This is a genomic window from Streptomyces alanosinicus (assembly GCF_014650595.1).
GTDB lineage: Bacteria > Actinomycetota > Actinomycetes > Streptomycetales > Streptomycetaceae > Streptomyces > Streptomyces alanosinicus.
The window spans coordinates 118,474-125,611 of record NZ_BMVG01000021.1 but is presented as its reverse complement, the minus strand read 5'-3'; the positions used below and the strand labels follow the sequence as shown (position 1 = coordinate 125,611).

At 71.5% G+C, this 7,138-nt stretch carries 7 protein-coding genes; 5 read left to right on the top strand and 2 right to left on the bottom strand.

Features of this window, described 5'->3' with window-relative positions; translation table 11 throughout:
* Positions 1-55: 55 nt before the first annotated feature.
* Positions 56-889, bottom strand: coding sequence for a lysozyme (locus tag IE277_RS31600; protein WP_189957127.1), 834 nt, complete (start codon positions 887-889; stop codon positions 56-58).
* Between the two features lie 256 nt (positions 890-1,145).
* Between IE277_RS31600 and IE277_RS31595 the strand changes: the two genes are divergently transcribed.
* A complete protein-coding gene (locus IE277_RS31595; RefSeq protein WP_189957126.1) occupies positions 1,146-1,637 on the top strand; it encodes a MarR family winged helix-turn-helix transcriptional regulator in 492 nt (163 codons plus the stop codon).
* A gap of 52 nt (positions 1,638-1,689) precedes the next feature.
* On the opposite strand, the gene IE277_RS31590 is transcribed toward IE277_RS31595, so the two are convergent.
* A complete protein-coding gene (locus tag IE277_RS31590) occupies positions 1,690-2,478 on the bottom strand; it encodes a protein phosphatase 2C domain-containing protein (RefSeq protein WP_189957125.1) in 789 nt (262 codons plus the stop codon).
* Between the two features lie 384 nt (positions 2,479-2,862).
* Between IE277_RS31590 and IE277_RS31585 the strand changes: the two genes are divergently transcribed.
* Genes IE277_RS31585 through IE277_RS31570 form a run of 4 tightly spaced genes read left to right on the top strand, consistent with a single transcriptional unit; the run spans position 2,863 to position 7,133 of the window.
* Complete coding sequence (locus IE277_RS31585; protein WP_189957124.1) at positions 2,863-5,595, top strand: sensor histidine kinase; 2,733 nt, start codon at positions 2,863-2,865, stop codon at positions 5,593-5,595.
* Complete coding sequence (locus IE277_RS31580; RefSeq protein ID WP_189957123.1) at positions 5,592-6,089, top strand: roadblock/LC7 domain-containing protein; 498 nt, start codon at positions 5,592-5,594, stop codon at positions 6,087-6,089. Before IE277_RS31585 ends, IE277_RS31580 begins: the two co-directional genes overlap by 4 nt.
* Positions 6,086-6,493, top strand: a complete 408-nt coding sequence (locus IE277_RS31575) for a DUF742 domain-containing protein (protein ID WP_189957122.1) — start codon at positions 6,086-6,088, stop codon at positions 6,491-6,493. The genes IE277_RS31580 and IE277_RS31575 overlap by 4 nt, the downstream gene beginning before the upstream one ends.
* Positions 6,474-7,133: a GTP-binding protein gene (locus tag IE277_RS31570; protein WP_189957121.1), complete on the top strand. Its 660-nt coding sequence runs from the start codon at positions 6,474-6,476 to the stop codon at positions 7,131-7,133. Before IE277_RS31575 ends, IE277_RS31570 begins: the two co-directional genes overlap by 20 nt.
* Positions 7,134-7,138: the final 5 nt, after the last annotated feature.

Genomic DNA, 7,138 nt, shown 5'->3' with positions numbered 1-7,138 from the left:
TGCCTGGCTCAACGAGGCAGAACACTGCAGGTGACACGAACCGGATCACGGAACACTAGCCGTTCGCCAGCGCCTGCACCCGGTCCAGGGCGCCGTTGAACTTGTCGTGGTCGCCGACGGTCGGGCCGGAGGAGGTGTACTGCCACATCGTGTAGTAGGGCCAGCCGGCCGGCAGCGTCCCCGGGTCCGAGGCGTAGCGGGCGATCCACAGCGGGTTGTTCGAGGCGAAGCCGCCGTAGTTGCCCGTGCAGTCGCCCCACCAGCTGGCCGCCGTGTAGATCACGGGGTAGCGGCCGGTGAGCGACTTGTAGGTGGTGACGAAGTCGGAGATCCAGCTGACCATCTGGCTCGCGCTCTTGCCGTAGCACTCGGCGCCGTACGGGTTCCACTCGATGTCGAGCGCGCCCGGCAGGGTCTTGCCGTCCCTGGACCAGCCGCCGCCGTGGCTGACGAAATAGCTCGCCTGGGTCGCGCCGCTGGTCGTGTCCGGGGTCGCGAAGTGGTAGGCGCCGCGGATCATGCCCACGTTGTAGGGGCCGTTGTACTGCTGCGCGAAGTACGGGTTCGTGTAGTACATGCCCTCCGTCGCCTTGGCGTAGGCCCAGCGCACCCCGCTGCCCCACAGGGTCGACCAGGCGACGTTGCCCTGGTAGGCGGAGACGTCCACGCCCTCGGTCTGGGTGGCGACATCGGACGTGGGGGATCCGTGGCCGCCGTCGTGCGCGGGGACACCCATGCCCATGTGGGCGGAGCCGCGCGCGGGTGCGGTCGTGGCATGGGCGGCGGTCAGGGGAAGGGAGAGGGAGAGTGCCGCGAGCAGGGCCGTGACGAGGACGGCGAGGGGGCGCGGTCGGACGGGGCGCTCGGAGCCGGGTCTGTGCACGGACATGACGTGCCTCCGGGGAGTGGGGGTGGGGGGAGGGAGGAGGGGGAACGTGGCAGTGACCGTGTACCGGATGGCTGCCCATGCTGGCGTGGGCATGCCATTGATTGCCTGATAAAGAAGCTACGCACGTAGATGACGGCGTGGGAAGGGGGTCCGGGCGCCGCCGTTGGTCTACGCCTGCGAAATACTTACGGAGCTGCGGCAATGACGACTTTTGGCAGAAACTTTCAGGATCGCGAAACCGGGCAGGGGTGCTGACGTGCACGAGGACGGAAACAGTGACGCACCGGGCGGCGCCCACGAGGTGACGCCCAGTGGTGCGGACCAGGAATTCCTGGCATTGGAACGGGAGTTGACCGTGTTGTTGCGGCGAGCCCGGGCCAACCAGGGCGAGATGGCCCGTGAGGTCCATCCCGACCTGGAGTCCTCCGCGTACGGCCTGCTCATCCGCCTGGACGAGTGCGGCGGACAGCGGGCCACGGAACTCGCCGGCTACATCGGTGTCGGCAAGGCCACCATGTCCCGCCAGCTGCGGGCCCTGGAGGAGCTGGGCCTGATCGCCCGCGAACCCGACCCCGCCGACGGCCGCGCCTGGCTCGTCACCCTGACCGACGAGGGCCGCGGCCGGGTCGGCAAGGTCCGCGAGGCACGCCGCGCCCGGTACGTCAGCCAGCTCGCCCACTGGGACCGCCGCGAGGTCGCCCAACTGGCCCGGCTGCTGAACCAGTTGAACGGCGTCATGGAGAAGTAGGCGGCGCGGCGCCGAGCAGCCGGCGCGGCGCCCGCGGTGCTTCGCGGGCGCCTCACAACTCCACGTACACCACCGTCGCGTCGTCGTGCGTCTTGCTGCGCCGCAGGAACGTCCGCTCCTCCCGGTCCGCCGTCTCCCGTTCGCGCACCCGGTCCACCAGCGACCGGGCGCCCTCCTTCGCGACCGTCTCGAACAGGGCCCGCCAGTCGCCCTCGTGGAACTTCTCCGTCCAGCGGGTCGCGCCGTCCGTCAGCGCGGCCAGGGCGCGGACCTCGCGGCGGGGCACCGTGCCGGTGACCGCGCGGCCGGCCACCGAGGGGTCGGCGGCGGCCGTGAAGAAGCCGCCCTCCTTGTTGCGCAGTGTGGCGTCCACCAGGGCCTCCGTGGCGAGCGCGGAACGGGGCATCCGGCCCAGCCGGTCGTCCAGGACCGGGGTGACCGTACCGTCGGGCCCTTGCAGCAGCACCGCGGAGTCGCACAGCACCAGGTACTCGACCGTGTCGGCGGACCAGCGGGCCAGGGCGACGGTTGCCTGGGGGGTTCGCGGGTGAGAAAGTTCACAGGTTTGCGCGTGGGTATCGGCGGTGCGGCCGATCGCCCGCGCGAGAATCCCGGACAGCGTCAGATCTCTGCTCGAAACGGTCAGTTCGGTCAGCGCGCCGCCGAGCCGCGCGGTGAACCAGGGGACGGAATGCAGACACCCCGTCTCGCCCCGCGGCGGAGTCACGCCGTCCAGGACGATCACACAACCGCCCTGTCCGGAGGCGGGAAGTCCGACACCGGCGAAGTCCTCGTTGGGTCGGTTCGCGTCGCCGGGTTCCGAAACGAGATCAGTGCGCATCCGGCCAGTCTGCACGAGCCCTTCACAGGATGCGCCAAAGGCTGGCAACTGCCGTCGAATTGATACGACCCCGCAGGTCAGCCGCCTGTTTTGGGCGGGAATGAGCGGCTCCGGGAAGGCGTGGCGGCGAATACTGCCAAACCCTGCCGCGCGCGTCCAACCGGCGTGCCGCGCACGGGCCGCGGACGCGCCACAGGAACTTGCCCGCCAACTCTCCTCCGATGTTCACTCCTTCGGGTGGCGGGTCAGGTGATGCGCGACCACTGCGCACCGGCGCTGGGAGGGTCGGGAACCGTACGAACCGGGTGTTCGCACCACTTGGCACCGAGATGACGAGGTGCCACCCGGGCCCTTGGGTAGACGAGTTCAGGATTGCGAGCACCGGTGCAGATGAAGCGGCCTCGGCGCGCAGGCAGGCAGACGGCCCCCGAAGGGACCGCCCCGCAGACCCCCGTGGGCTCCGGCCGCCCCACCCATGTGCGCACCCGGCTGATCGTCGCCGTCGCCGTGGTGGCCGCCGCCGTCGCGGGAGCCGGGGCGCCCGCCCTGCTCACCGCCTCCCAGGACGTCAATGACTCCCAGGACCTGGTGACCCTGGCCGCCCGCACCGAGGACGCCCTCGCCCTCGCGCACTCCCTGGCCGACGAGCGCGACGAGGTCACCTCCTACATCGCGGCGGGCCGCCCCAAGGCGAAGGCCCCCTCCGAGGACCGCAGCGCACGGGTCGACCGGCAGGTCGAGGACCTGCGCGCCGAGGACGACACCCCGGCGGGCCTGCGCGGCGAACTGGACGGCCTCGCCGCCGTCCGGCACGACGCCCTCACCGGCAGGACCACCGCCCTGCAGACCCACCAGGCCTACGCGCGGGCCATCACCGAACTGCACCGGCTCGCCGAGCAGCTCGCCGACCAGACGCCCCCGCGGGCCGGCTCCGGCGCCCACGCGCTCGCCGAACTGGACTCCGCCGTCCAGCAGTCCGCCGCCGCCCGCGGACTGCTGCTGGCCGCGCTGAACCTGCCGTCCGGCACCCGGACGGTGATCAACCCCGTCACCGGCCTGCCCGCCACGGCCTCCACCGCGTCCGCGGCCGACATCAGGCAGCGCGACGAACTGACCGCCGCCGCCCAGCAGGCCCGGCTGCGCTCGGACGCGGCCCTCGCCGACTTCCGCGCCACCGCCCCCAAGACGGCCGTCGACTCCTACGACTCCACGGTCACCGGCGGGGATGTCAACTCGGCGGAGAAGTACCTGGCCACGCTCACCGACCAGCCGACGCTGGCCGACAGCGAGCTGACCACCAGCACCAAGAAGCTGGACGCGGCCCTGTCCGCCCGTATCGACCTGATGCGCGGCGCGGAATCGGCCCTCTTCGACCACCGCACCAAGGACCTGGCGAAACTCCGGGACGACGACGTCACGGCCCTGGAGATCCGCATCGCCGTCCTCGGCGCGCTGATGCTGGTCGCGGTCGGCCTCGCCACGGCCATGGCCCGCACCCTGACACGCCCCCTGTCCGTCCTGCGCCGCGGCTCGGCCCGGCTGGCGGAGTCCGCGGACCCGACGGGCGAGGAGCCGATCGCCTTCACCGGCCGCGACGACGAGTTCGCCCAGGTCGTCCGCTCGGTCAACGCCCTGCACGCGCACGCGGTCGCCCTGCGCGAACAGACCGCCACCGCGCACGAACGCGTCACCACCCTGGAGACCGACCGCAAGCATCTGGTCGGCCAGCGCCAGAAGATGGCCGACGCCCGCGAGGCCCTCCAGGCGGAGCTGGGCCAGGCCGCCGAGCAGCTGGAGCGGCTGCGCACCAGCATCGGCGGCACGTTCGTGAACCTCTCGCTGCGCACCCTCGGCCTGGTCGAGCGCCAGCTCGCGGTCATCGAGGGCCTGGAGGAACGCGAGCAGGACCCCGACCGGCTCGCCACGCTCTTCAAGCTGGACCACTTCGCCACGGTGATGCGCCGCCACAGCGAGAACCTGCTGGTCCTGGCCGGCGCCGAGCACGTCCAGCCGCACCACGGCGCGGTGCCGCTGGTCGACGTGGTCCGGGCGGGCGTCAGCGAGATCGAGCGCTACGAACGGGTCCGGATCGCCGCCCTGCCCCCGCACGCCCATGTGGCCGGCTTCGCCGCCGACGACCTCTCCCACCTGCTGGCCGAACTGATGGAGAACTCCACCTCGTTCTCCCCGCCGGAGCTTCCGGTGGAGATCTCCGGCTGGCTCCTGGAGAGCGGCGAGGTGATGCTGTCGGTCCAGGACGAGGGCATCGGCATGGCGACCGAGCGCCTGGAGCGGCTCAACACCCGCCTGGCCGACTTCGACCCCGAGTCGGCCTACGACCAGGAGGGCGAGGACGGTCTCGGCCTCGGCCTGTACGTCGTCGCCCGCCTCGCCCACCGCCACGGCGTCCGGGTGCAGCTGCGCGAGCAGAAGCAGGGCGGCATCGCCGCGGTCGTGGTCCTGCCGGCCACCCTCCTGACCGAGCCCCCGGCGACCGCGCTGCCCTCGCAGCCCACGTCCATGAGCTCCACCGGCACCTTCTCCCTGCCGGGCGCCGACGCCGAGGCCAACTCCAACGTCCTGCACAGCCGCACCAAGGACCCCGACCCCCTGGTCGCCCTCGCGGAACAGGCACTTCAGGACGCCCCCGGCCAACCGGCCGAACACGCGGTCCACGAACAGGCCGACACGGCCCCCGAGGACACCCCGACCCGCCCGAAGGCCCCACCGGAGACCTTCACCGAGTCGACGATGGAACTCCTGCTCCCGGACCTCACGACGGACCCGGAGCCTGCCCCGGCGGACGAGCCGCACGCACGGCTCACGGACCCGGCGGACGCCGAAGCCGGAGCCGAGGCGGACGCCGTACAGGCCGAGGCTCCGCAGGAATCCGCCGAGGAGGTCACCGCCAAGGGCCTGCCCAAGCGCACTCCCAAGATCACCGCACAGCACCAGGCCCCGCGGCAGCGGACCGGCACCGTCGACGCCGAAGCCCTCCGCAGGAGGCTCGGCGGCTTCCGCAGCGGCGCACAGGCCGGCTACCGCGCCGTAGCCGAAGAGATCGCAGAACGTACGGAAGACACCACGGGGGGCACTGTCGAGGAGGCAAGCAGTTGACCGCGCCCAGTACCTTCGGACTGAGCAGTGAGGCCCGCAACCTGCACTGGCTGCTGACCAACCTGGTCGAGGAAGTCCCCGGCATCCAGTCCGTCGCCGTGGTCTCCTCCGACGGCCTGCTCCTGCTCTCCTCCGACCCCGCCCGGACGGCGGAGTCCCGCGAGAAGCGGCCGGCCAAGGGCCCGAAGGGCTCCTCCGCCGATCTCGCCACCATCGTCTCCGGCATCGGCAGCCTCACCGTCGGCGCCGCCCGGCTGATGGAGTTCGGCGGGGTCAGGCACACGATGATCGCCATGGCGGAGGGCAGCCTGTTCGTGATGTCGATCAGCGACGGCTCACTGCTCGGCGTGCACGGCTCCGCCGAGTGCGACATGAGCGTGGTGGCGTACCACATGGCGCTGTTCGTCGGCCGCGCCGGCCATGTCCTGACCCCGGAACTCCGCAGCGAGCTGCGCACATCACTGGAAGCCGGGTCGGCGGGGAGCGCCCGATGAGCGGCACACCCAAACTCCCCGTGCGCGGCGGCGACCGCAAGCCCGCTCGCGTCCGCCCCTACTCGCTCACCGGCGGCCGTACCCGCTTCGGCCATGTCCTCCTCGTGGAGACGTTCGTCGCGGCGCTGGAAGCCCCGGAACAGCGCAGGGAACTGACGAACGGTTCCCGCACCGTCCGGGTGATGCCGGAGATGCGGGCCATCGTCGAACTGTGCCGCCGTATGCGCACGGTGGCCGAGATAGCCGCGCTGCTGAAGATGCCGCTCGGCGTGGTCCGCGTGCTGCTGAGCGATCTCGCGGACCAGGGAAAGATCCGTGTGTACGGCACCGGAACCGGTCATGGCACCGGCCGCCCGGACCGCGCTCTGCTGGAAAGGGTGCTGAGTGGACTCCGTCGTCTCTGACGCCGTCGCCTCCGCCGTCGGAGGCACCCCCCTCGTCGCCGGCTTCGCCGAGCCCGACGAGGACCTGAAGTCCTGGCAGACGGACCGCACCCGGGCCCCCGTCGCCACGAAGATCGTGGTGGCCGGAGGCTTCGGCGTCGGCAAGACCACGCTGGTCGGCGCCGTCTCGGAGATCACGCCGCTGCAGACCGAGGCGCTGATGACCGAGGCGAGCGAGGAGACCGACGACCTCACCGCCACGCCGGGCAAGCTCACCACCACGGTGGCCATGGACTTCGGCCGCATCACGCTCGACGACGACCTGGTGCTCTACCTGTTCGGCACGCCGGGCCAGCAGCGGTTCTGGTTCATGTGGGACGACCTGGTCCGTGGCGCGATCGGTGCGGTCGTGCTGGCCGACACCCGCCGGCTGAAGGACTGCTTCCCGGCCCTGGACTACTTCGAGAGCTGCGGGCTGCCGTACGTCGTCGCGGTCAACCACTTCGACGGCAGCGAGCTGTTCGAGCCGGCGGACGTCCGGGAGGCGCTGACGATACCCGCGCACGTCCCTGTCATGATCATGGATGCGCGCCGTCGAATTTCGGCCATCGAGACTCTTCTGGCCCTGGTCGGCCACGCGCTGGACGAAACCCCCGAGTAGTCCCT

What these genes read in the sequence shown, in the direction of transcription:
- IE277_RS31600 (WP_189957127.1), bottom strand. Translation starts at nt 889, where the DNA reads ATGTCCGTGCACAGACCCGGCTCCGAGCGCCCCGTCCGACCGCGCCCC.
- IE277_RS31590 (WP_189957125.1), bottom strand. Translation starts at nt 2,478, where the DNA reads ATGCGCACTGATCTCGTTTCGGAACCCGGCGACGCGAACCGACCCAAC.
- IE277_RS31575 (WP_189957122.1), top strand. Translation starts at nt 6,086, where the DNA reads ATGAGCGGCACACCCAAACTCCCCGTGCGCGGCGGCGACCGCAAGCCC.